23 protein-coding genes and 5 tRNA genes are annotated in these 24,812 nt (G+C 30.0%); 7 read left to right on the top strand and 21 right to left on the bottom strand.

Translation table 11 applies throughout. From position 1 onward, the window contains the following. From rplK to mraY, 12 genes are all read right to left on the bottom strand, one after another. Positions 1–426: a 50S ribosomal protein L11 gene (rplK, locus tag ABVS04_RS05430; RefSeq protein WP_368029650.1), complete on the bottom strand. Its 426-nt coding sequence runs from the start codon at positions 424–426 to the stop codon at positions 1–3. A gap of 97 nt (positions 427–523) precedes the next feature. Beyond that, a complete protein-coding gene (gene nusG / locus ABVS04_RS05425; protein WP_368029649.1) occupies positions 524–1,051 on the bottom strand; it encodes a transcription termination/antitermination protein NusG in 528 nt (175 codons plus the stop codon). 12 nt (positions 1,052–1,063) lie between these two features. Further along, the gene (secE, locus tag ABVS04_RS05420) at positions 1,064–1,246 is read right to left on the bottom strand and encodes a preprotein translocase subunit SecE (protein ID WP_368029648.1); all 183 of its coding nucleotides are present in this window, start codon (positions 1,244–1,246) and stop codon (positions 1,064–1,066) included. 84 nt (positions 1,247–1,330) lie between these two features. Next, positions 1,331–1,406, bottom strand: a tRNA-Trp gene (locus tag ABVS04_RS05415). Positions 1,407–1,455: 49 nt separating this feature from the next. After that, entirely contained in the window at positions 1,456–1,623 is a 168-nt protein-coding gene (gene rpmG, locus ABVS04_RS05410) for a 50S ribosomal protein L33 (RefSeq protein WP_172127525.1), read from the bottom strand. Between the two features lie 9 nt (positions 1,624–1,632). Beyond that, positions 1,633–2,841, bottom strand: coding sequence for an elongation factor Tu (tuf, locus tag ABVS04_RS05405; RefSeq protein WP_368029647.1), 1,209 nt, complete (start codon positions 2,839–2,841; stop codon positions 1,633–1,635). Positions 2,842–3,063: 222 nt separating this feature from the next. Continuing rightward, a tRNA-Gly gene (locus tag ABVS04_RS05400) sits at positions 3,064–3,140 on the bottom strand. Positions 3,141–3,150: 10 nt separating this feature from the next. Continuing rightward, a tRNA-Tyr gene (locus ABVS04_RS05395) sits at positions 3,151–3,235 on the bottom strand. A 62-nt stretch (positions 3,236–3,297) separates the two neighbouring features. Continuing rightward, positions 3,298–3,374, bottom strand: a tRNA-Thr gene (locus ABVS04_RS05390). Between the two features lie 12 nt (positions 3,375–3,386). Continuing rightward, a tRNA-Phe gene (locus ABVS04_RS05385) sits at positions 3,387–3,462 on the bottom strand. Positions 3,463–3,504: 42 nt separating this feature from the next. Continuing rightward, on the bottom strand, positions 3,505–4,677 hold the full coding sequence (murD, locus tag ABVS04_RS05380; RefSeq protein ID WP_368029646.1) for a UDP-N-acetylmuramoyl-L-alanine--D-glutamate ligase: 1,173 nt from the start codon (positions 4,675–4,677) through the stop codon (positions 3,505–3,507). A 9-nt stretch (positions 4,678–4,686) separates the two neighbouring features. Continuing rightward, positions 4,687–5,748 (bottom strand): phospho-N-acetylmuramoyl-pentapeptide-transferase, encoded by a 1,062-nt coding sequence (gene mraY, locus ABVS04_RS05375; RefSeq protein ID WP_368029645.1) that lies wholly within the window; start codon positions 5,746–5,748, stop codon positions 4,687–4,689. Positions 5,749–5,816: 68 nt separating this feature from the next. Between mraY and gpmI the strand changes: the two genes are divergently transcribed. The 3 genes from gpmI to ABVS04_RS05360 are packed head-to-tail and all read left to right on the top strand — an operon-like array spanning position 5,817 to position 9,940. Then, entirely contained in the window at positions 5,817–7,292 is a 1,476-nt protein-coding gene (gene gpmI / locus ABVS04_RS05370) for a 2,3-bisphosphoglycerate-independent phosphoglycerate mutase (RefSeq protein ID WP_368029644.1), read from the top strand. Between the two features lie 10 nt (positions 7,293–7,302). After that, entirely contained in the window at positions 7,303–7,992 is a 690-nt protein-coding gene (locus tag ABVS04_RS05365) for an ATP-binding cassette domain-containing protein (protein ID WP_368029643.1), read from the top strand. Position 7,993: 1 nt separating this feature from the next. Continuing rightward, positions 7,994–9,940 (top strand): transglycosylase domain-containing protein, encoded by a 1,947-nt coding sequence (locus ABVS04_RS05360; RefSeq protein WP_368029642.1) that lies wholly within the window; start codon positions 7,994–7,996, stop codon positions 9,938–9,940. A gap of 120 nt (positions 9,941–10,060) precedes the next feature. Here ABVS04_RS05360 and glnA read toward each other — a convergent pair whose 3' ends face one another. The 4 genes from glnA to ABVS04_RS05340 form a co-directional block, all read right to left on the bottom strand. Continuing rightward, positions 10,061–11,488, bottom strand: a complete 1,428-nt coding sequence (gene glnA / locus ABVS04_RS05355; protein ID WP_368029641.1) for a type I glutamate--ammonia ligase — start codon at positions 11,486–11,488, stop codon at positions 10,061–10,063. A gap of 130 nt (positions 11,489–11,618) precedes the next feature. Beyond that, positions 11,619–12,410, bottom strand: coding sequence for a histidinol-phosphatase HisJ (gene hisJ / locus ABVS04_RS05350; protein ID WP_368029640.1), 792 nt, complete (start codon positions 12,408–12,410; stop codon positions 11,619–11,621). Positions 12,411–12,428: 18 nt separating this feature from the next. After that, a complete protein-coding gene (locus tag ABVS04_RS05345; protein ID WP_368029639.1) occupies positions 12,429–12,884 on the bottom strand; it encodes a molybdenum cofactor biosynthesis protein MoaE in 456 nt (151 codons plus the stop codon). 3 nt (positions 12,885–12,887) lie between these two features. Beyond that, positions 12,888–13,112 (bottom strand): MoaD/ThiS family protein, encoded by a 225-nt coding sequence (locus ABVS04_RS05340; protein WP_368029638.1) that lies wholly within the window; start codon positions 13,110–13,112, stop codon positions 12,888–12,890. Positions 13,113–13,182: 70 nt separating this feature from the next. Here ABVS04_RS05340 and ABVS04_RS05335 point away from each other — a divergent pair, with 70 nt between their 5' ends. Continuing rightward, on the top strand, positions 13,183–13,845 hold the full coding sequence (locus ABVS04_RS05335; RefSeq protein ID WP_368029637.1) for an MqnA/MqnD/SBP family protein: 663 nt from the start codon (positions 13,183–13,185) through the stop codon (positions 13,843–13,845). Next, on the top strand, positions 13,842–14,609 hold the full coding sequence (locus ABVS04_RS05330; protein WP_368029636.1) for an undecaprenyl-diphosphate phosphatase: 768 nt from the start codon (positions 13,842–13,844) through the stop codon (positions 14,607–14,609). The genes ABVS04_RS05335 and ABVS04_RS05330 overlap by 4 nt, the downstream gene beginning before the upstream one ends. Here the strand turns inward: ABVS04_RS05330 and ABVS04_RS05325 are convergent. Then, positions 14,592–15,620: a UDP-N-acetylglucosamine--N-acetylmuramyl-(pentapeptide) pyrophosphoryl-undecaprenol N-acetylglucosamine transferase gene (locus ABVS04_RS05325; protein ID WP_368029635.1), complete on the bottom strand. Its 1,029-nt coding sequence runs from the start codon at positions 15,618–15,620 to the stop codon at positions 14,592–14,594. The genes ABVS04_RS05330 and ABVS04_RS05325 overlap by 18 nt on opposite strands. Further along, a complete protein-coding gene (locus ABVS04_RS05320; protein WP_368029634.1) occupies positions 15,617–16,897 on the bottom strand; it encodes an FtsW/RodA/SpoVE family cell cycle protein in 1,281 nt (426 codons plus the stop codon). Before ABVS04_RS05320 ends, ABVS04_RS05325 begins: the two co-directional genes overlap by 4 nt. A 28-nt stretch (positions 16,898–16,925) precedes the next feature. Here ABVS04_RS05320 and ABVS04_RS05315 point away from each other — a divergent pair, with 28 nt between their 5' ends. Then, the gene (locus tag ABVS04_RS05315; RefSeq protein WP_368029633.1) at positions 16,926–18,836 is read left to right on the top strand and encodes a peptidoglycan D,D-transpeptidase FtsI family protein; all 1,911 of its coding nucleotides are present in this window, start codon (positions 16,926–16,928) and stop codon (positions 18,834–18,836) included. Positions 18,837–18,857: 21 nt separating this feature from the next. Then, on the top strand, positions 18,858–19,364 hold the full coding sequence (locus tag ABVS04_RS05310) for a peptidylprolyl isomerase (protein WP_368029632.1): 507 nt from the start codon (positions 18,858–18,860) through the stop codon (positions 19,362–19,364). A 38-nt stretch (positions 19,365–19,402) separates the two neighbouring features. Here the strand turns inward: ABVS04_RS05310 and ABVS04_RS05305 are convergent, their stop codons facing one another. Genes ABVS04_RS05305 through ABVS04_RS05295 form a run of 3 tightly spaced genes read right to left on the bottom strand, consistent with a single transcriptional unit; the run spans position 19,403 to position 24,635 of the window. Next, positions 19,403–20,746: an HlyD family type I secretion periplasmic adaptor subunit gene (locus tag ABVS04_RS05305; RefSeq protein ID WP_368029631.1), complete on the bottom strand. Its 1,344-nt coding sequence runs from the start codon at positions 20,744–20,746 to the stop codon at positions 19,403–19,405. Then, entirely contained in the window at positions 20,739–22,955 is a 2,217-nt protein-coding gene (locus tag ABVS04_RS05300) for a type I secretion system permease/ATPase (protein WP_368029630.1), read from the bottom strand. Before ABVS04_RS05300 ends, ABVS04_RS05305 begins: the two co-directional genes overlap by 8 nt. 12 nt (positions 22,956–22,967) lie before the next feature. After that, positions 22,968–24,635 (bottom strand): TolC family protein, encoded by a 1,668-nt coding sequence (locus ABVS04_RS05295; protein ID WP_368029629.1) that lies wholly within the window; start codon positions 24,633–24,635, stop codon positions 22,968–22,970. Between the last annotated feature and the right edge of the window lie 177 nt (positions 24,636–24,812).

Raw genomic sequence — 24,812 nt, 5'->3', positions numbered from 1 at the left:
TTATAATTCTGTTTCAATACCAATTGATCTAGCTGAACCTGCAACGATTCTTGCAGCTGCTTCTTTATCATCTGTATTTAAATCTTTGATTTTCATATCAACGATTTCCATGATTTGATCTCTAGATAATTTTCCAATTTTTTGTTTTAATGGATTACTAGAACCTGCTTTAATACCAGCAACTTTTTTGATTAAATCAGTCATTGGTGGTTGTTTTACTTCAAATGTAAAACTTTTATCTGTATAAACTGTAATAACTACAGGTAATTTAAATCCTGCTTTATCTTTAGTTCTTTCATTGAAAGCTTTACAAAACTCCATTATATTAACACCTCTTTGACCTAAAGCTGGTCCAACTGGTGGTGATGGGTTTGCAGCACCTGCAGGTATCTGTAATTTAAGTAACCCTTGAATTTTTTTAGCCATGCTATTCCTTTAACAATATTTTAATGATTAGACATTAGGCAAGAAAACTATAACAAGAAGCTAGTTTTTTTGCCTAATGCCTAAAATTATTATAAAATTAAACTACTCTTTCTACTTGTGTATAAGAGATTTCAACAGGAGTATTTCTTCCAAATATTGAAACATTTAATTTTAATAAACCAGAAACCATATCAAAGTCTTCTACTAAACCATTAAAGTTAGAGAAAGGACCTTCGTTTATTCTTACCATTTCACCTTCGTCAAATGAAACTTTTGGTTTTGCTGCTGCTCTATTTTTCACTTTTTCTAAAATTAGATTAATATCTTTTTCAGATAAAGCTGTTGGTTTTTTTGATTCACCAATGAATCTTCCAACTTTTGGCATTGATTGAATTCTATGCCATAAACCTGTGTCTAGCTCTATTTTTGCAAATGCATATGCAGGATATAAAGGTCTTTCAACTATAGATTTTTTACCTTTTTTAATTTCAATTAAATCTTCTGTTGGAACTAAAACCTCTGCAATTCTTCCATCTGCCATTTCTTCAGCTAATTGTATTAAAGCTTTTTTTACAGATAACTCACTACCTGAATAAGTTTGTATTGCATACCATTTATGTGCCATAAATCTATTTCCTTAATTAATTATTGAAGATAAGCTTAACGACATTATTCCATCAATTAAAGCTAAAAAAAGTGTAATTACAGTAACAACTATAAACACAGATAAATATGCTGATCTAATTTGTTCCTTAATTGGAAAAATAACTTTTAATAATTCTGATTTAGCATTTGTGTAATAACTTTGTAATCTATTCACTATTGACTCCGATTTTTGATTGCTGTTGAAAAAGCTTATAAATTCTTTCAAAAAAAGTGAGCACTTCTTTTAAAAAAATTCAGGTGGCAGGCCAGGAGGGATTCGAACCCACAACCATCGGATTTGGAATCCGGCGCTCTACCATTGGAGCTACTGACCTATTTATTTTTTTAAAAAGAACTTGTGGAATTAACCACAAGTTCAAAATATTACGATTTTAATTTAACTTCTTTGTGTAAAGTATGTTTTTTTAATTTCGGACTATATTTTTTTACTTCAAACTTTTCAGTATGAGTTTTTGGATTTTTCCAAGTAGTATAGTTTATATCACCATTCTCTTGACATTTTAATCCAATTTTTATTCTAATGTTTGCCATTATAAATCCTTATTCAATGATTTCAGCAACAACTCCAGCACCTACAGTTCTACCACCTTCTCTAATAGCAAACTTTGTACCTTTGTCTAGAGCGATTGGAGCAACTAATTCAACTGTCATTTCTACGTTATCACCTGGCATAACCATTTCAGTACCTTCAGGTAATGTACAAGAACCAGTAACGTCTGTAGTTCTTACATAGAATTGTGGTCTATATCCTGAGAAGAATGGAGTATGTCTACCACCTTCCTCTTTAGAAAGGATATACACTTCACATCTGAATTTTGTATGTGGAGTAATAGTTTTTGGTTTACATAAAACTTGTCCTCTTTCTACGTCTTCTTTTTTAATACCTCTTAAAAGAACACCACAGTTATCACCAGCTTGACCTTGTTCCATTTCTTTTCTGAACATCTCAACACCAGTTACAGTAGTTGTTTTAGTATCAGAGAATCCAACGATTTCAATAGTCTCACCAACTTTGATAGTACCTTTTTCAATTCTACCAGTTACAACAGTTCCTCTTCCTGAGATAGAGAAAACGTCTTCTACAGGCATTAAGAAATCTTGATCAACATCTCTTTGTGGAGTTGGGATATAAGAATCTACTGCATCCATTAATGCAATAATTTTTTCTCCCCATGGTCCAACTGAACCAGCTTTAGCTTCTTCTAATGCTCTAAATGCAGAACCAGCAACAACAGGAGTGTCATCACCTGGGAAATCATAAGTTGATAAAAGTTCTCTAACTTCCATTTCAACTAATTCTAACATTTCGTCTTTGTCTTCGTCATCTAATTGATCTTCTTTATTTAAGAAAACAACGATGTAAGGAACACCTACTTGTTTAGATAATAGAATGTGCTCTCTAGTTTGAGCCATAGGACCATCTGTTGCAGCAATAACAATAATAGCACCGTCCATTTGAGCAGCACCAGTAATCATATTTTTAACGTAATCCGCGTGACCTGGACAATCTACGTGAGCGTAATGTCTATTTTTTGTTTCATACTCAATATGAGAAGTAGCAATAGTAATCCCTCTTTCTCTTTCTTCTGGTGCATTATCGATTTGATCGTAATCCATCATTGCTCCACCATCTCTTACAGATAATACTGCAGAAATAGCAGCAGTTAATGTAGTTTTACCGTGGTCAACGTGTCCGATTGTTCCGATGTTAACGTGCGGTTTGTTTCTTGAAAATTTTTCTTTTGCCATAGAATTCCCCTTCTAAATTTTGGTTATTGCCCTCTGAGTAGATAAGCCCATTTGGCTTCTCTATTCAGAGGGGATTTAATTTATGTTAAATTACACAATATTATTGTGCTGCGTATTATATTTAAAAAATACTGAAAAAAAACTTTAATGGGAGTAATATATAAAAAGAGTTATAAAAAAATATGCGCTTATAACTCAGCTCCCAGTAATCAATAAATAAAATGGAGCGGGAGACGAGACTCGAACTCGCGACAGTCTGCTTGGAAGGCAGAAGCTCTAGCCAACTGAGCTACTCCCGCAACATTTGCGTGGTGGTGAGAGAAGGATTCGAACCTTCGAAGCCGTAGGCGGCGGATTTACAGTCCGCAGGATTTGACCACTCTCCAACCTCACCGTTGAAAAATATTATTGTTCTGGTCAAGCGCTGTTCTTAAAAGATCACGCAGGACAAAAAAATGGAGCTGGTGAAGGGAGTCGAACCCCCGACCTGCTGATTACAAATCAGCTGCTCTAGCCAACTGAGCTACACCAGCATCCAAACAAAATGGTGGTTCGAGACAGAATCGAACTGTCGACACAAGGATTTTCAATCCTTTGCTCTACCGACTGAGCTATCGAACCAACGCAAATTGGAGTGAGATTATACAAGGTAGTATATTAAACTTAACTTAAACAACTAACCAAATTTTTAAATTCATCTCCACGATGAGCATAAGACTTAAACTGATCCAATGAAGCCGCAGCTGGAGACAATATTCCTACACTATTTTTTGTTAATTTTTCATCCATTTTTGCAACTGCAATATTTAAATATGTGCAACTTTCAACTTTTATTTTATATTCATTACAATAATCTACTATTTTATTTGTATTAGAACCAATTGCATATACATATATATCCATGTCTTTTATATTTTCAAAAAGTGGAACAAGGTTTGCACCTTTATCATCTCCACCTAATATAATATGTATATCATTTTTTATATAAGGTACAAGTGCATTTATAGTTGCATCTACATTTGTAGCTTTACTATCATCAATCCATAATCTATCTTTTTTATCTCTAAACTCTTCTACTTTATGTTTATCTATTATAAATTCATTTATCAAATCATAGTTTATTTCATCAAATATAATTTTTTGAGTACACATAGCTAATATAGCATCTAATAAAAATGGTTCTTTAAATTTTATTTTTGATTTATCTATTTTAAAATATTCACATAAATCATCACTATTTTTATATGTTATCACATGAGCTTGTGTTTTAAAATCTTTAAAATGTTCAGGAATAATAGCAATATCATTTTCTTTCATTAAAGAAAGTGGTTTTAACTTTGCATTTTGATACTCTTTAAATGAACCATGCCAAGTAATATGATCTTCAGATATTGGAAGCAATAGATATATATTTGGTTTTGATCTATTTGTATAATGTAGTGTAAATGAAGATGTTTCTAAAATCCAAATCGGTGCTTTCTCATCCATTGATGAAAGTGGTATTCCTATATTTCCACCACATACAGAGTTGTACTCTTCTAATAGATGCTGACACATTTGAGTAGTTGTTGTTTTACCATTTGTTCCTGATATCCAAATTGAAAAAGGAATTATGCTTTCAAATAGATCATAATCACTCACTAGATTTTTTGATTTTAATACCATTTCATTATAAGGTGGAATTCCAGGACTTACAACTGTAAACTCATCTGAATCAAAATCATATGTGTCAAAATCACTATCATCATACAATGTTGCATTTGGGAATTTATCTTTTAAAGCTAATGCTGTTATACCTTTACCTAAAATTCTGATTTTATCATTATGTATTGTCATTGTTTATCTTTATCTGATTTTTAAACTTAAAAGTGCAATTAAATTTGTCATAAATGAGATAATCCAAAATCTTACGATTATCTTATTTTCCTTCCATCCCTTTTGTTCAAAATGGTGATGAATAGGAGCCATTAGAAATACTCTTTTTTGTCTTAGCTTAAAAGATCCAACTTGAAGAATAACAGATACTGTTTCAAGTACAAAAATAAATCCAATAGCTAAAAGTAATAACTCTGATTTTGCAACAATTGCCATATATCCCATAAATGCACCAAGTGGTAAAGAACCTGAGTCACCCATAAAAATTTCAGCAGGATGAGAATTAAACCATAAAAATGCGATCAATGCTCCACAGATTGCTGTTCCAATTATTACTAACTCTCCAACTGTTTGGATATTTGGTAATAATAAATATGATGAAAATACAGCATGTCCTGTAACATAAACTAAAATTGATAGTGTAAAAAATGCCATTATAGAAGGAACTGTTGCAAGTCCATCTAGACCATCAGTTAAATTTACAGCATTTGATGCCGCAACCATTACTATCATCCAAAATAAAATTGCAACTACTCCCATATTAAATAATGAAAATTTATAAAAAGGTGTAAATAAATCTGTCGAATGTCCAAAATAATAAAGTACATATCCTACTAATGCAGCACAAAGAAATTGTAAAATCAATTTTGCTCTTGCACTTAAACCTGCACTATTTTTTGCTTTTGATATTTTTGAATAGTCATCTTGAATACCAATTAATGAAAAAAGTGCCAAACATGCTAATCCACCAACAATATAAAAATTACTTAATTTTGCTGTTAATACAGTTGCAACAATAGTTGAAAAAATAAATACAACTCCACCCATCGTTGGAGTTCCTACCTTTGCTCTATGAGCTTCAGGTGCTAATTCATAAATCGGTTGTGATGCTTTTTTTGATCTTGCCCATCTTATAAACTTTGGCATTAAATACATTGTTAATACAAAAGAAATAAAAAAACTCATTCCAGCACGAACTGAAATATATTGAAAGATATTAATATCTAGATGTCTATATAACCAATAAAACAAACTTGAACCTTGATTTTGATATAATTTGCGCGATTATATAATATTATACTTTTTAAAAGGTTTAAACCATGACAAATAAAACTCTACTTATTATCACAGATGGTATTGGACATAACAGTTCAAATAATTTTAATGCATTCGCTAGTGCAGTTACTCCTACGTATGATTACCTATTTAATAATGTTCCATATTCACTAATTCATACATATGGTAAGTTTGTAGGACTTCCTGATGGACAAATGGGAAATAGCGAAGTTGGTCATATGACAATTGGTAGTGGAAGAATTTTATATCAAGATTTAGTAAAAATAAATATTGCAATAGAAAATGATACTTTAAAAGATAATCAAGTTTTTAAAAATATTCTAACAAAATCAAATAATATACATTTATTAGGACTATTAAGTGATGGTGGTGTTCACTCTCATATTGATCATATCATAGCAATGGCAAAAATCGCAAAAGCACAAAACAAAAAAGTTTTTATCCATGTTATTACAGATGGAAGAGATGTTGCTCCTGATTGTGCTGCTATTTATATTAATCAATTACTTGAAATTTGTGATGATGATATAAAAATTGCAACAATATCTGGAAGATATTATGCAATGGATAGAGATAACAGATGGGATAGAGTAAAAAAAGCATATGATGCTATTACTTATGAAGAAGCATCAACATCTTCTGATGTAATAACTTATTTAAAAGAGTCATATGATAATGGAGTATTTGATGAGTTTATTATTCCAGCTTCATTTGAAGGATATACAGGATTAAAAGAAAATGATGGAATAATCTTTTGTAACTTTAGAAGTGATAGAATGAGAGAAATGTCATCTGTATTTGCAAATAAAGATTTTAGTGAATTCCAAACTTTTAAAGAAAATTTATATTTAGCAACAATGACTCAATATGACAAAAATACTCCTATTGATGTTTTATTCCCAAAAGATGCTCCTACAAATACTTTAGCTGAAGTAATTTCAAATGCTGGATTATCTCAACTTCATACAGCTGAAACTGAAAAATATGCGCACGTTACATTTTTCTTTAATGGTGGAATTGAAGAGCCTATGTTAAATGAAACTAGAGTTTTAATCCCATCTCCTAGTGTTGCAACTTATGATTTACAACCTGAAATGTCAGCACCACAGGTTGCAGATGCTGTAAAAGCTGCTATGAAAAATGATATTGATTTTATAGTTGTAAACTTTGCAAATGGTGATATGGTTGGACATACAGGTGTATTTGAAGCGGCTGTTAAAGCTGTTGAAGCTGTTGATAAAGAACTAGGTCTTATATTAGAAGTAGCCAAAGAAAAAAACTATAATATCATTTTAACTTCAGATCATGGAAACTGTGAAATGATGAAAGATGATGAAGGAAATACTCTTACAAATCATACAGTAGGAGATGTTTACTGTTTTGTTATTGCAAATGGTGTAAAAGAAGTTAAAACAGGAAGTTTAAATAATATTGCCCCAACTGTTTTAAAACTAATGAATGTAGATATTCCTTCTGAAATGGATGAACCTTTAATTTAAAAGGTATTTTGTGTTAAAAATAAATAAATTAAAAATCAGCTCACCACAAAAGCAATTGGTTGATATATCATTTGATATAGAAGACTCAATGGCTTTGATTGGTGAAAGTGGAAGTGGAAAATCTTTAACTTTAAAGGCATTATTAAATCTACTTCCATCTACTTTAAAAGTAGATAAGGATATTAATTCTTCATTTGAATTAAATTATGACACAATTGGTTTTATTCCTCAAAACCCTTTTACTTCTTTATCTATGATGACAAAAATCAAAGATCAGTTTTTTTGCACTATTGAAAAAAAAGAAGAAGTTTTAAAATTAGTTGATTTGGATATTTCACTTTTAAACAAATTTCCAAGTCAATTAAGTGGTGGTCAAATTCAAAGAATTGTAATTGCAATTGCATTAAGTAGAAATATAAAACTTCTCTTACTTGATGAACCTACAACAGCACTTGATGAAGAGAATAAAACCAATATTATAAATTTGATAAATGATTTAAAAAATCGTTTAAATATTTTAATATTATTCGTAACCCATGATATAGATTCTATAAAAGATATTTGTAATGAAATTATAATTTTAAAAGAGGGACAAATAATAGAAAAAGGTTTTACAAAAGATATTTTGGCAATGCCAAATGAAGAATATACAAAAAGGTTGATTAACTCAACTTTTAAAAATAAACAATTTAGGAAATAATATGATCAAATATATTTTTGGACTTTTTATCGTTTTAGGATTAGCAGCTGCTGGTTGGCTTTATAATTTATATGATGAAATTAAACACGATGTTGACAAAGTTGTAAACTACTTTCCTAAACAAAGTACACAATTTTTTGATAGAGATGGAAATATTATAGCAAATACATTTAAAGATGAAAATAGAGAATATGTAAAATATGATGATATTCCAGCAAGAATAATCGAAGGATTAGTTGCCATCGAAGATACTCAATTTTTCGAACACTCAGGTATAAATCCAGATGCAATAAGTCGAGCTATTATAAAAGATATAAAAGCAGGTGGATTTGTAGAAGGAGCTAGTACACTAACTCAACAATTAATCAAAATGCTTGTATTAAGTAGTGAAAAAAAACTTATGAGAAAAGTAAAAGAAGCATTATTAGCTATTAGACTTGAAACTATATTAACTAAAGAAGAGATTTTAGAACGATATCTAAATAATGTTTATTTTGGACATGGTTATTATGGAATAAAAACAGCTGCAAAAGGTTATTTTGATAAAGATTTATATGAATTATCTTTAAAAGAGATGGCTATTTTAGTTGGACTTCCAAGAGCTCCTAGTTTTTATGACCCTACCAAAAATCTAAAAATTTCACTTGCAAGGGCAAATCAAGTAATTACAAGATTAAATACTTTAGGTTGGATAAATCCAGATCAATATGAAAGTTCTATGAAAGAAATTCCAGTTATCCATAATCAAACACTTACTAAAAATAGTGCTCCTTATGCTATTGATTATGCTATAAGTCAACTTATTGAAGATATTCCTGATATTAAATATGGTGGATATAAAGTTTATTTAACTATTGATTCTGATGCACAAGATATTGCAAAAGATAGTTTAAAACAATCATATGATGAAGCTATAAAAAGATCAAATTCAAAAGATGGATCTGATAAAGAGTTAAATGGTGCAATAATAAGTATGGAAAGCTCAACAGGTAAAATCTTAGCAATGGTTGGTGGAGTTGATTATAATAGCTCAGTTTTTAACAGAGCATTTCAATCAAAAAGACAAGCAGGAAGTTCTATTAAACCATTTTTATATCAAATTGCTTTAAATGAAGGTTACAATCCAGCTTCACAATTATTTGATATTTCAAGAACATATGACTATACAGTAGGTGGAGTTCAAAAAAAATGGCAACCAAAAAACTATGGTGGAAAATTTGAAGGAATTGTTACACTAAGAGATTCTTTAACTTTTTCTAGAAACTTATCTACACTTAATTTAGTTACTGATGTGGGAATTGATCTTACTACAAATGAATTAAAAAGATATGGCTTTAAAGATTTAGTTGGAAATTTATCTATAACTTTAGGTTCTATGAGTGTTACTTTAGTGGAATTTAGTGAAGCATATAGTATTTTATCAAATAATGGAGTGCAAGTAAAACCATATATTATTGAGCAAATTGTTAATAAATATGGAGAAGTTGTGACATTTGAGCCACAAACAAAAGAGATAAATTCACCTGAGCAAACTTATTTAATCACATCAATATTAAGTGATGTAGTAACAAGAGGAACAGGAAAAGCTGCACAAGTTCCAGGTATTGAATTAGCAGGAAAAACAGGAACTACAAATAACAACGTTGATGCATGGTTTTGTGGATATTCTCCATCAATTCAGACTATAGTTTGGTTTGGAAATGATAATAATACTCCTATGAAAAGAACAGAAACAGGTGGTAAAATTGCAGCACCTGTATTTGGTAACTTCTTTAAAAAATATCTAGAATTACATCCTGAAATTCCAAGAACATTTACAATGCCACCAAATGTTTATACTTCAAATATAAATGGTAAAATGGAATTATTTACAGATAAATCTCCGTTACCAGAGATTGATGTTTTATTTCAACCTTCAAATCCAGGAGAAGAAGTATTAGAATTCTAATACTTTCTTCCTATATTTTTATATATAATTCTATATAAGAATATATAATATATAAAACTTATATACATAAAAAAAGGCAAGCTCTTCCGAGCTTGCCTTTTTTCTTTTAGTAAATAAATACTAGCATGAATACATAGATTTTAATTCAAATGGTGTAGGTCTAGCTTCGTTAGGCCATACTTGAGTTTCAAATTTATAGTGTTGGTATGTATCTACCATATCTTTAGTGAATACAGGTTGTAAGAATTCGTTATCTCTAACTAATGCTTCTAATGCACCTCTTAAAGTGTGTGGCATTTGAGGAAGTCCTCTTTCTCTGATTTCATCTAATTCTAATTCATATAAGTCATCATCCATTGGTCCAATTGGTTCATATTTATTTTTGATACCATCAAGTCCAGCCATTAACATAGCTGCAAATCCTAAATAAGGACAAGCTGTTGAATCTGGGAATCTCATTTCAATTCTAGTTGCTTTCTCACCTGCTCCGTAAGGAATTCTACAAGAAGCTGATCTGTTTTGAGAAGAGTAAGTTAAGATTGAAGGTGCTTCAAATCCTGGAATTAATCTTTTGTATGAGTTAGTTGATGGATTTGTAAATGCAGCAACTGCTCTAGCGTGTTTAAATACACCACCGATATAATGTCTAGCCATTTCTGAAAGATTTCCATATTCACCTTGTTTGTAGAATAAGTTTTTACCATCTTTCCAGATTGATTGGTGTACGTGCATTCCACTTCCATTATCACCATAAAGTGGTTTTGGCATAAATGTAGCAGATTTACCATTTAAGTGTGCAACCATTTTGATTACATATTTTAATTTTTGAACGTTATCAGCAGCTTCAATTAAGTCACCAAAAACAACACCTAATTCATGTTGACCTTGTGCAACTTCATGGTGTCCTAATACAACTTCAAGACCAACTTGCTCTAATACTTGCATCATTTCAGCTCTTAAGTCAACACCTGTATCAATAGGAGCTACTGGGAAGTATCCACCTTTTGTTCTAGCTCTGTGACCCATATTTCCACCTTCGATGTTAGCACCGTCGTTCCACTCACCATCTTCAGTATCAACTCTATAGTATGACTCATTTGCTTTATCAATAATTTTTACATCTTCAAATACAAAGAATTCATTTTCAGGACCAAAGTATGCAACATCACCAACACCTGATTCACTTAAGTGAACTAATGCTTTTTTAGCGATAGATCTTGGACATTTTTCATACATTTGACCTTTATAGATATCATAAACATCACAAAATATAATAATTGTTGAATCAGCAGTAAATGGATCTAAGAATGCAGTTCCAACGTCTGGCTTTAAAAGCATATCTGATCTGTGAATTGGTTGCCATGCATCAATTGATGAACCATCAAAAGGGAAACCATTATCTAAACTAGATGCACTAACTGCACTTAACATATAAGTTACATGGTGCCATGTACCTTTCATATCTGTAAATCTGAAGTCTACAAACTTAACTTCATTTTCTTTACAATAAACAAAAAACTCTTCAGTATTATTAACGAACTTACCCATAGGTTTAACTCCTTGAAATTATTTAAATCATTGTATCAAAAATAAAGTAAAATAAAATAAAACAGTTGTATAATTTATATACAACTGAGGAATAAATAATAACGTTTCTACTCAAAAAGCTGTTTATTGTTTAAAAAATGATAGATTTCTTTTCTCGACTTTCAAATGTTATGCATTTTGTGTAGCCAATTTCTTTTGCAAGTGATACAGCTTCTTCATATTTAAATCCAACTTGTTCTACACTATGAGCATCAGATCCAAAAGTAATATCAATATTCATTTCATATGCTAATTCTAAAAGTTGTTTTGATGGATATGTTTCACCAATTGGTTTTCGTAAACCTGCTGGGTTTATTTCTAAAACCATATTTGATTTTTTTATTTGTTTTAAAGTATCAGATGCAATAATTCTAACATCTTTTTTTGGTAGAAATTTAAACACTTTTATTAAATCCAAATGCCCAACAATATCAAACAACTGTGTTTTAGCCATGGCGCTTATTGCTTCAAAGTATTCAGTCCAAATAGTATCTATATCTTTTGATTTGTAAACACCTATGAATTCAGGATTATCAAATCCCCACATATCATTTTTGTTTTTTAAAAAGTGAACTGAACCTATTAGATAATCAACTTTTGCATTTACTATTTCATCCAAAATATATCCATCTAAATAATCAACTTCATAGGCTAATAAAACTTTTATTTGATTTTTATATTTTTCTTTTGCATCTAAAACCCATTTTTCATATAAGGGTTTTTGACTTATATCCATTCTATATTTTGGATCATAATTCATAGGTGCGTGATCTGAAAAACCGTATTCATCGATTCCTAATTCTATAGCTCTTTGTATATACTCTTCAACAGTACCTTCTGCGTGATTACATAAGCTTGTATGATTGTGTAAATCTACTCTCATTTATTTTTTTATTCCTTATTAGCTTAAAAGACCTGAACCTTTTATAGCTGTACTTCTATCTTTTGCATAAACTCTTTTATTGTCAATAATATCATATTTCCAAATAGGAGCTTGTGCTTTAAAATCTTCTACAAATTCATCTATTAGCTCTAAAGCCACTCTTCTTTTTGGTGAACAAACAGCAGCTATATATGAGCTTTCATGATTAAAAACATCACCTCTGCTATGAGCCATTAAAACTATTGCGTTTAAGTCATTTGCTTTTTTTTGCCAAGTATCAAACCAATTATTTAAAATAGGCTCATAAATATCAAACGATAATCCATCTATTTTATTTTCATCTCTTACAACACCCACAAAAGTAATAATAGCTCCATAATTTGAGTTTTTGTATTTATCATACCAAGCATTTGTAATTTTCTCAACAGGTAGACTTCCATCAAAAAGTTGTAAAAACTCTTTTCTATCACTCATAATTCAACCTCCACAAACAGGTGGTAATAAAGAAACTCTATCTCCATCTTTTAAAACTACATTCTCTTTTGAAGAAATTAATGTATCATTTATAGCAACAGCACAAGTTGCAAGCCAAGTTGACACATCACTATCTTCTTTTAAGATATCACTTAACTGTGATAAATTTTGAATATCTAAATTCATATCCTCTTTATTTATTGGTCCTAGAAACTCTATTTTTACCATTTTAATCCCTTCTTATAATATTTATATTATTATAGCGAGAAAATTTTAACATAATAAGGACAAATATTTAATGATATTTGCAAAAATAGATTTTATAAATTTATTACCTTTTCATATCTTTATAAAAAAAAATATAAAATCAACTCAATTAAAATCAATAATAGAGTACAAAAAATCTTATCCATCGTATATAAATCATAAATTTAAAACTAGAAAAGTAGATAGTGCTTTTATATCATCAATTGCTTCACGAAATGAAAAATTCTTGGATTTTGGTATTGTTGCTAAAAATGATGTGTTATCTGTTTTATTGATTCCAGGAGAGAGTCAAAATGACTTCCAATCTCAAACTTCAAATGCCCTTGCAAAAGTTTTAGAACTTGAGGGAAAAGTAATAATAGGGGATAAGGCACTTAAGTTTTATCATGAAAATAAAGATGTAGAAAAAATTGATCTTGCAAAATATTGGAAAGACAAATACAAGCTTCCTTTTGTATTTGCAGTTCTTTGTTATAACTCAAATAAAATAGCACTAAGTAAACTTACAAAAAACTTCAATAAAAATCATATAAAGATTCCTCAATATATTTTAGAGCAATATTCAAAAAGATCTGGTGTTTCTAAAAATAATATAACCCTTTATTTAAAGAAAATTGACTATAATCTCGGCCTAAAAGAAAAAAGAAGTTTAAAGCTATTTTTAGACTTAACAAAACAAAAAGGATTAAAATGACCGTATTTGATTCGGCAATATTAGGTATAGTGGAAGGGATTACAGAGTTTTTACCTATTTCTTCAACAGGACACTTAATAGTTGCTAGTGAATTTTTAGGGATTGAACAAACAAGTATAAATAAAGCCTATGAAGTTATTATTCAATTTGCAGCTATTTTAGCTGTTATTTTAAACTACCCTTCAAAGTTTACTTTTGCACATATCAATTTATGGACAAAAGTATTAGTTGCTTTTTTACCAATTGCAATAATAGGATTTATTTTTTCAAAACAAGTTAAGGCTATGTTTTCTATTGAAATAGTGGCTATCATGTTTATTGTTGGTGGAATTGTGTTTTTAATTGTAGAGAAATTTTATAAAGAGAATGAAACTCATACTTTAGATGTGGAAGATGTTACTTATAAACAAGCAGCTTGGATCGGTTTTGCTCAGATTTTTGCACTAATTCCAGGAACTAGTAGAGCAGGATCTAGTATCATAGGAGCTATGCTTGTTGGACTTAATAGAAAAACAAGTGCTGAGTTTTCTTTTCTTTTAGCTTTTCCTGTTATGTGTGCAACTACGGGATATGATTTATTAAAACACCACGAAGAAATACTTGTAGGTGGAAACTTTTTAAATCTAGCTGTTGGTTTTGTGGTTTCTTTTATAGTGGCTTTTTTAGCTATTAAACTATTCCTTAAATTCCTTGAAAACTTTACTTTTGTAGCTTTTGGAATTTATAGAATAATTTTTGGAATTTTATTACTTATTATCTTCTAATATAATATTAACTATTTGTGAAATAGCATTTGAATTAATAGAGCTTATTAGTTCAATGCTAATTTTATGAATATCTGAATTTATAGCTTCAAAAAAACTATCTTCACTTAACTCTTCTTCTCTTTTTAAAAAACACAAACCTTTGTCTAGTAAAACTTTTGCATTGTAATACTGATGATCAGCGGCTGCATGTTTATATGGAATAAAAAAAGTTGGTAAATGATTTGCACACAACTCCCATAAAGTTGAAGCACCTGCCCTACTTACTGCAAAATCTGCCTTTGACATTTTTTGAGGAATTTTTCTTGAGAAATCAAAAACATCTGCTTGAATATTTAATTTATTATATTCATTAGCAACTCTTTCAAAGTCATTTTTTCCAGTTTGGTGAATGATTTTTATTCCCATTTCATTTAATCTAGGAGCAACTTTTAGTGCAAAATCATTGATTATAACTGCACCTTGAGAACCACCAAAAAAAGCGATTGTTTTTACTTTTTCTCTAACTCTTGCTGTTAGAAAAAACTCTTTTGCAACGGGATAGTCTTTTATTCTTGAATTCTCATCAAATGAAGAAAATACCTCTGTAGCAAATTTTGTTGTGATTTGATTTAACTTACCCATTTTTGAATTTTGTTCATGGATATATAACTTGCATTTTGGCTTTAAAATAGATGCAAAGGTTGCAGCTGCTGCTGAAAATCCACCAACTGAAACTACAGTTTTAATATCATATTTAAAATACAAACCTAAGCAATATAAAGTTTTAGAAAAAATATTTCCTAAAGATAAAATCTTTGCAAAACCACTTTTATTTACAACACCTCTTGTGTCTAAGAAAATTGCTTCTTTAAGTCTGGTATCATGTTCAAACCAAGCTCTATCTTGGCCATTTGATGAACCAATAAAAATAACATTGATTCCTTTATGATGAAACTCTTCAATAAAAGCATCTGCTACTTTTAAATGCCCTCCTGTTCCACCACCTGTAACTACTACTGTTTTACTCATTTACGCATAACCCTTTTTCTAACATCTTCTTTTACTTTTACTTCTTGTTTTACTTTTACTTCATCTTTTACAGCTCTACTTATTGATAAAACTAATCCTATGGAAATAGCCATAGAAATAAGGGAAGATCCACCATAAGATAAAAGTGGAACTGCAATACCTTTAATAGGAATCATCCCTGATATTCCATAAGAGTTGATCAAAAATGCAATTATAATCATCAAGGCGATTCCAAGTGTGAATAGATGATAAATTGGATTATCAACTCTTCTACTTATTTTAAATATTCTCCATATAATCATAAACATAATTGAAGTTAAACCCATCAAACCAAATAATCCTATTTCTTCGGTTATACCTGCTAATACAAAGTCCGTATGAACTTCTGATAAAAATCCTACTTTAATATCTCCCAAAGCCACACCTTGACCAAAAAAGCCACCGTTATGAATAGCATTTAAAGAGTGAGATACTTGATAAGGTTCAGGCAATTCATCGATTCTTAAATATGGTTCTACCCAAGCTGGAAGTACTGATAAAATACCATCTTGAACCATCGCCCACCATGAGTGAATCCTATTTATCCTATGTGGTGCTGCAATAATAAGTCCTACTAAACCCATAAGTGCAATACCACCAAGTGCTATGAATATTTTAAAAGATCTATTTGCAAATATAAGTAATACTACTAATATAATTCCTAAAAGAACTACTTGACCTAAATCTTTTTGTAAAAATGCGATAATAAATACAACAACAAAAAATGTCAAAAAATATGGAGATAAAAGTACTATTTCATCTTTAAGCCCAATTTTCTTTGGTTTTGATAAAACTTTTCTATGGAAAGACCATGATAAGAAATATATAAACCCAATTTTGAAAAACTCTACAGGTGATAGTGAAATACCAGGTAACCTAATCCATCTATTAGCTCCCCCCGAAGCTGTAACCAAAGATGCTGGTAAAAAGGGCATTACTATCATAAGTAAAAAAAATGTAATAAATAAAGTCATACCAACTTTTTCCACTATTTTATCAGGGTCTTGTAGGGAAAACCACCACATTATCAATATAGCAACGATTCCAATACCTCCTTGCCTTATAAAAAAATGAAATTCATCGTACCCAAAAAATTCCACTGTATATATAGTCAAAGAGTATGAAAAAACTATACTTATGATTATTAATAATGACACCAATATAAACAGTGGATAGTCTGCTTTATTATTATTTACATGATTGTTATTTGATTTAATCTTAGTTTTGTTAAAATACATTTCTCATTATATAATAATATGGATAAATATGCCTTCAAAAAATATCGAAAAGATTGACAAAACAAAAAAAATAGTAATATTATTTTCTCTAATTTTTTTATGTCTTACTATTTTAATGATTTCAGTTTTTAGAACTATAGCTGAAAATAGACATTTACCTTCTCTAAGAAGTGAAAAAAATGAACTAGCAGTACGTGGAGATATAGTAAGCGAAGATAATTTTAAAATCGCATCTTCAAAAAAGTTATATAAAGCATCTATTGATACAAGATACTTAGATCCTGCAAAAAGAGAATTATTTTTAAATCTATTTTCTATTTATAGCAATGTTGATTATAAAGAGTTAGAAGAGAGATTAAAAGAGGGAGAAAAAACTCCTGGAAACCTAATCTTATCATATGGAATAAACTCAAGATCTGCAAAAAATCTAAAAGAGTTAGCTTTTAAACTAATCCAACTTGATGTTTTCAAAAGTAGACAAATAAATGGAAATAAAATCCTAAGAGGACTTACAATAAGTGAAAGTGGTGAAAAAAGAACTTTTTCTTATGAAGATACTTTAACTCCTGTTGTTGGGTATATTTCAAAGTTTGAATCAGAATCAGGGAAAACAAAAGTAAATGGTATAAAAGGACTTGAAAGAAACTATAACAAAGTTTTAAATCAATCAAAAGATGGAGTTCTAGAAGGTGATAGAGATGTACTTTCATATATCTCTTTTGATAAAAATTCTATTATCAGAAAAAGAATAGATGGAGCTACTTTAAATCTAAATATTCCTCTAAAACTTCAAAAAAATATTGAAATGACCCTTGATGTATATAAAGAAAAATTAACAGCAGATGAGATTATAGTTTCTGTAATGGAAAGTAAAACAGGAAAAATCATCACAATGGCTTCTTCAAATAGATTTAATCCTGAGAAAATCAGAAAAGAAGATATCCCCTCACTAAATGTAAACGCAATAGAATATCAGTTTGAACCTGGATCTGTTATCAAACCACTTTCAATATCTTTAGCAATTGACAAAAATCTAGTGAAAAAAAATGAAATCTTTCCTGCATATAATGTAGGTGGTAAAGATGCAGCTGGTGAGTATCCCAAAGGTGCCTATAAAATAGGACGATTTACCATCAAAGATGACCACCAATTTAGAAAAAACACTCTAACTCTTGATGATATTGTTATGTTTTCATCAAATATCGGAACACTACAAATCGCACAAAGACTTACAGGTCCTGAGTTTTTTGAAGGTATGAAAAGATATGGATTTACTAGAAAAACAGGTATTGATTTACCCTATGAAAAAAAAGGTGTTATGCCAAAAATCTGGCAGTTTTCAGCGGGAGATAAAGATAAAAGAGATAACGTTTTTAAAGCTACAGTTTCTTTTGGTCAAGGTATGACTTCTACTTTTATACAACTATTAAAAGCCTATACTACTTTTAATAATGACGGAAATATGATAACACCACATATCGTTTCACATCTTACTTATGATAATACAAAATATAAACCATATGATGATAAACCTGAGAAGATTGTTTCTAAGCAAACAGCAGATTTGATGAAAAAGCTTTTAGTTCGAACTGTTGAAGAGGGAACTGGACGAGCTGCTAGAATAGAAGGTTTAGAAATCGGTGGGAAAACAGGAACAGCTCAAATAGCAAGAGGTGGAAAATATCTTAAAAAATATATCTCTTCATTTTTTGGATTTGTAAATGATGACAAAGGAAACTCATATACAATAGGAGTTACTGTTATGAATCCTAACTCAACTGGAAAGTATTGGTACTACTATTATGCTTCTTGGTCTGCTGTACCTGTTTTTAAAGAAATAGTTCAGAACTTAGTAAAATTAAACTATTTGTCACCTAAAGAAGGTATAATTCCTGGTGAAGTAATGCCTAAAGAAGGTAGCTTCCTTGAAAAAGATTAATATTAATATAAAAGGATATAGATGTTTGGATCAAAAAAAGAAATGAAAGAATATAATTATTCAAAAGAAGAATTAGCAAAATTTGCTTATGCAAAAATCACTACAGAAAAAGGTGTGATTTGGATTAAACTATTCAATGCAGAAACTCCAATAGCAGTATCAAACTTTGCAACTCTTGCAAATGATGGTTTTTATAATGGGTTAAATTTCCATAGAGTAATTCCAGGATTTATGGCACAAGGTGGTTGTCCACAAGGTTCTGGAATGGGTGGTCCTGGTTGGACTATTCCTTGTGAAACAAAAGCTGAAAAACAAGTTCACAAAAAAGGAAGCTTATCAATGGCTCACGCAGGACCAAATACAGGTGGAAGTCAATTCTTTATTTGTTTTGTTTCTTGTCCTCACTTAGATGGTGGTCATACTGTTTTTGGAGAAATCGAAGATGGTGATGCAGATAGCTTTAAAGCTTTAGATTCAATTGAACAAAAAGATAAAATTGTTTCTATTGAGATTAAAGAATCAAAATAATTTATATTGATTTAAAAAAAGATAATCCTGATATAGGATTATCTTTCGTGAAGTGCGTTTGCTTTTGTTTTTAATATAGGTTTTAATAAGAAATCTAAGATAGATTTTTTCCCTGTTACTATATCTACAGTTGTTACCATTCCTGGAATGATTGGTAGTTTTTGCTTATCTTTTTCTAGATAATTTTGCTCAGTTTTAATAACAACCTTATAATAACTTGTCTTATCTTTACTATCTTTTTCTTCGATACTATCTGCTGATATTTCTACGATTTTACCTTCAAGTCCACCATAAATAGAAAAGTCATAGGCTGTGATTTTTACTATTGCTCTTTGTTGTGGATTTATAAATGCTATATCTTTTGGATCAATTTTTGCTTCTACTAATAAAATATCACTTTGTGGAACAATTTCTATTAGGTCCATTCCTGATTTTACAACTCCACCTATTGTGTTTACATTTATCTGTTTTATGATTCCATCAACAGGGGAGATAAGAACTGTTTTGTCTAGTTTGTCTTCATCTGCTACTAGTTTTGACTCATATTTTTTGATTTCTGTATTTATTTTTTGAAGTTCATTTGATGCTTCTGATTTAAATATTTTTAGTTTTTCTACTATTTTATTTTGTGCTTCTTCTATGGCAAACTTAGCTCTTGGAATTGAAGCGTATGTTCCTTGCAGTTCACCTTCTAGGGTAGCTAGTTCTCTTTTTATTTTTAGTAAATCAACCTTTGATTTTGATTGACGTGCTACTAATTGCTCCATAGTTTTTGTTTCTTCTCTAACAAGTGATATACTTATTTTTAGTTGAGTTGCCTTACTATTTAGCTCATTTATCTCTTGTTCTTTTTGTTTTAGCTGTATTTTAAATGTTTTGATTGTACTGTTTAGCTCTTCCATTCTTGAAGCAAAAAGTTTTCTGTCATTCATTGCAAATACTCTTGCATTTGATAATACCTCATCACTATATTTTATCTCAGGAAGCTCTTCTTCTAAGTCTAGTTTAGATTCTAACTCTAATCTGGCCTTTGTTACTAAAAGATGATAATAAGTTTGCTTGTTTTCTTCTAAAGAAGCTTCAACCCTTGTTGTATCTATTTTCATCAAAGGCTGACCTTCTTTTATGATAGCTCCCTCTTTTATAAGTATTTCTGAAATAATCCCACCATCTAAACTTTGGATAGTTTTTATTTTTTCAGATGGGATAACCTTACCCTCACCTCTTGTAAGCTCATCTATTTCAGAAAAATATGCCCAAAGAAAAGCTCCTAAAAAAAATACCAAAATTGCAAAAAATAGTAATAATACTTTTGAGTCAATTTTTGCATTTTTTTGTGAATGCAAAATATTTACAAAGTTTAAATCTTCACCACTACTCATTTGTTACTCTTTTTGCTATTGTTTGTGTTGTAGTTGTATTTGCTGATGTTTTTGTTCCAAAAGCTGCTACAACTTTCTCTTTTGGTCCATCTGCTACTATTTTCCCATCTTCTATTACTATTAGTCTATCTACAATTGATAGAAGTGATGGCTTATGTGTTATTATGATAACTGTTTTATCTTTTACTATTGTTTGAACTTTTTTCTTAAATATACTTTCAGATAATTCATCCATCATATTTGTAGGCTCATCAAGTAGTAAGATATTTGGATCTGATAAAATAGCTCGTGCTAGAGTAACTGATTGTCTCTCTCCACCTGAAAGCCCTTCACCTCTCTCACCTACTATTAGATCATATCCTTTTTCATGTTTTCCTAGGAAGTCATGAACACCTGCTATTTGAGCTGCTCTTAAAATCTGCTCATCTGTTGCAAACTGCTCACCTATAGTGATATTATCTTTGATACTTCCCATAAACAAAAACGGCTCTTGTGGAACATATCCAACTGATCTTCTTAAATCAACTGGATCGATTTGTCTTATATCTGTATTATCTACTAGAACTGAACCTTTTGATGGTTCATATAAATTTATAAGAAGTTTTCCTAAAGTTGATTTTCCTGAACCAATTTTTCCTATGATTCCTACTCTTTCACCTTTTTTGATAGTTAAATTTATATTTTTTAAAACATCAAATTTTTGATCTTTATATGCAAAATTCACATCTTTGAAAACTATATCTCCATCTAAGTTTGGTCGGCTTAGATATTTTTGATTTCGTTCTCTCTCAACTGGCATTTTCATAATTTCATCTATGTTATTTAGAGAAAGAAGTGTTCTATCTAGTCTTATAATCATTCCTGCTATTTGTGAAACAGGTCCTATTACTCTACTATTTAACATCATAGCTGCAATGATTGCTCCCATGGTAACTGTTCCCTCAGTTGCTAGTATTACTCCACCTGCAACTATTACTATTCCTGATAGTTGTGAGATAAATCCTACAAAATAAGAAACTATTTGAGATAGATAGTGAGACTTGTTTCCATAGTATGAAGTTTGAGAAATAGATCTTTCCCAATGTGTTCTCATACGATTTTGTGCTCTTACGCTTTTGATGATTTCTAAACCTGTTACAGTTTCTGTTAAAACTGTTTGTTTTATCTGATCTTCTTTTGCTGCGTTTAAAATAGTCTTTTTAATAGGCTTTTGCATAAACCATGAAAAAGTAATAGCTATGAACATAGTAGCCAATGAAACATAACCCAAAGGTCCACCAATATAAAATATAATTCCTATAAAAAATATCACAAAAGGTAAATCAACAAATGCAGTAATCGTAGCAGTTGTAAAAAACTCTCTTACACTTTCAAAGGATTGAAGCCTACTTACAAACATACCTGTTGATGATGGTTTTGCATCTAGTTTTATATTTAAAAGCTGATCAAAAATCTTACTTGACATTCTAATATCTGCTCGTTTTCCAGCTTGTTCTATAAAATATGCTCGTATTAGCTTTAGAATAAAATCAAAAATTAGTACAAATACAATCCCTGATAATAAAACCCATAAGGTATCAACAGCTTTGTTTGGTAAAACCCTATCATATACATTCATAGTAAATAATGGTACAAATATTACAAAGATATTTATCAAAATGGCTGCAATTATAACTAGCTTATAAATACCTAGGTTTTTTTGCATAGTTCGCCAGAACCATTTTTTTGTATCTTCTACTTCCACATCTTTATCTACTCTATTTTCGAAGTTATATGCTGGTTTTATTATAAAAAGATTTCCAGTGTATAGTTTTTCTAGTTCTTCGATACTAAGGGTGATTTGAGTTTCTGTACTTACATGGGGCATGATAAGAATTGCTTGATTTGTTTTGAAGTTTATATTTAAAACTACGCACGCTTTATTGTTGTTCAAAAGCATAACAGCAGGGAGTGCTAAGTTATCTATAGCAGAGAGTTTTCTACTTACAGCTTTTGTGATAAGACCTATTCTTTTTGCAGATTTTTCAAACATAGAAGGTGTCATAAGAGAGTTGTATATAGCTAAACCTGCGATTAGAGATTCTGCTGATGCAGTTCTTTTATGGTACTTTGATAAAAAAAGAAGAGACTCTAAAAGAGTATCTTCTTTTCTTTGTTCCTTTATATTTTCAAAATCGTTGTTTAAATCTACTTGATTTGATTTATCCAATATTTATCCTAATTATTTCTTTTTTATATAGTACGCTTGAGGGAATTGTCCTGCAAATTGTTTTTTAAGTGCAAGTGCATTTTGTAAACCATCAATATTGTATAAAGCTACTGATTGTGTACCATTTGAGTTTGATACTATTTTTGCTTTAACATTGTTTTGTAAAGATGATGATACTGAATTTAATATTTTATTTGCATAAGCTTGGTCTTTATAAGATGCTAATAATAGTGCATATTCATTTGAAACAGTTGATGGTGATACTGTGTTTACTTGAACTGCTCCTGATTTCATAGATGTATCTTCTGCTAAAAGATCAGATACTGATGTATCATTTGCTGCTTTTGCATTTGATTTAGCTTTTGTTACTACTGCTCCACATACTTGATCGTTAGAGTTTAAAACTGTACTTTCTAGTGATGAAGTTGCTTTTAGAATCTTATAATATGCTGTTATCATATTGTATTCTGTGTTTATTAAAGTTGCTTTTGAGTTGTATAAGTCACCTTCTACGTTTAGAACGTCGATGAAGTTTCTAGTTCCTGCATCAAACTGATCTTTATAAATAGAAATGATTTGTTTGTTTTCTTCTATAAACTGTTTTAACTCAACAATTTGTTTTTTTGAAGTTTCATAAGTCTCATAAGCAACTGCTAATTCATCTAAAACAGATTTTGTAACCACATCAAGTTTTGCTTGTGCTTCTTTTAGAAATAACTCTTCTTTTTGAGTTCTGTTTTTATTTACCATACCATTGAAGATATTGTATTTTAGTTCTAGTTTTCCGCTGTATGCATTTGTTCTTAAATCTTCATCAATATAATCTTTGTCATATATACCTTGAAGTTTGAATTTCAAAGTTGGAAGAAATGCTGATTTTTCTACTGCTATTGTTGCTTCTTGTTCTTTGATATTTTCAATTTGCTCTAAAATAGTAAAGTTGTTTTCTAAAGCCATTTTTTGTAGAACTTCTAGATTTGCTGGTATTTTTGACTCATCAATTATAGGTCGACAGATATTTGAATCTATGCTCATACCTACGTTTTTGATAAATGAACTTTTTGCAGCTGCTTGGCTGTTTTTTTCTTCAAAAAGATTACTTTTTGCTGCATGGATTTTTGCTTTTGATTGAACTTTATCTAAGATTTCACCATTTATTCTCTCAGTTTGATTTGCAATCGCAAGATAATCTTCATGAATAGCTATATTCTCTTGAGATATTTTGATTCTTTCATCAAATTTCAATACATTTAGATATGCAGAGATACTATCATAAACGATATTTTCTATATCATTTGAATTTTTTAATTTGTTTGATGCGTATCTAGCTTTTGCTTCTTCTACTGAACTTGAAGTTAGATTTCCATCGTATAACATTTGTTCTAGGTCTAGTTGAGCGTTTCCACCGTTTGTAGTGATATCTGATTCTGTAGTTGTTGAACTTGCAGTTTCATCAACATTTTTTCTACCTAAATATGCAGTTAGGTCAAGCTTTGGATAGTATCCACCTTCTTGCTCATCTATATATTTTTTATAAGCATCGTTGTTTATTGATTTTGAAACAATATCCTGGTTTGATTGAAGAGTGTGTTCAACCACATTTTTAACAGTCGTAGCGTTTAATGACGACATTAAAAATGCTAATGCACTTAGACTATACGTTATCTTTTTAATTTTCATTATGTTTCCTTTTCTCTACCTTTTGCGTATTGTATTAGAAAAAAAGATAAAAATCAATATTATTTGATTATATTTTTTTCATTTGTTGTTTATTTTTAAAACAGACTACTTTTAATAACAAAATTGCATACTAAGTAACCAATTTGTAACTTAAAATAAGAAAAAATATTGTATACT

The organism is Arcobacter sp. s6 (assembly GCF_040884245.1).
GTDB lineage: Bacteria > Campylobacterota > Campylobacteria > Campylobacterales > Arcobacteraceae > Aliarcobacter.
Note: the sequence above shows the minus strand (reverse complement) of the source record. Positions and strands in the feature narration are given on the sequence as shown.